Below are 586 nucleotides of genomic sequence, written 5' to 3'. Positions count from 1 at the left end.
GAGGCATAACAACGTTATGTATGTGGAACCAATTGTGAAGAACATCGAAAAAATTTCTATTTTATATCAAGAACCTATCACATCAGAAAGTGACACCCCCCCACATTCTAATGAGAGAGGCTCCCACATTAAAACGGAGGAGGCTCCCACATTGAAATGTGGGACAAATACAAAGAATACTACAGAGATTACTACAAATAAAAAGACTTCTTGTCACAAGTTTGAAACTTGCGACATGGAGCATGCCAAATTGTTATTTCAGTTAATTTTAGAAACCAATTCAGAACATAAAGAACCGAACTTCGAGAAGTGGGCCAATGAATTTCGCTTAATTCGTGAAAGAGACAAGAAAACAAATCAACAAATTGTGTATCTCTTGGAATGGTCCCAGAATCATTCCTTCTGGAAAAAGAATATATTGTCACCTAGTAAGTTGAGAAAGCAATGGGACAGGCTGGTGATTGAAGCCAAAGAAGAACACGAGGTGAAGAAAAATGAGCAGATTCGCAAGCATAGCGGAAGTCATGGCAGATTTGCAAAAGAGGGCTATGAAAAACTGCCAGAACCAACAAGAAAGTGGAGAGAG

Annotated in this window: 1 pseudogene; it reads left to right on the top strand. The window is 38.7% G+C overall.

The features are described 5' to 3' along the window. Nucleotides 1-586 (top strand): annotated as a pseudogene (locus tag ACQGS6_RS29475) (DNA replication protein DnaD); the annotation flags it as partial.

It is taken from the genome of Bacillus sp. GMs2/2 (assembly GCF_050172095.1).
Lineage (GTDB): Bacteria > Bacillota > Bacilli > Bacillales > Bacillaceae_G > Bacillus_A > Bacillus_A cereus.
The sequence above is the reverse complement of the archived record's forward strand: the minus strand, read 5'-3'. Positions and strand labels throughout refer to the sequence as shown.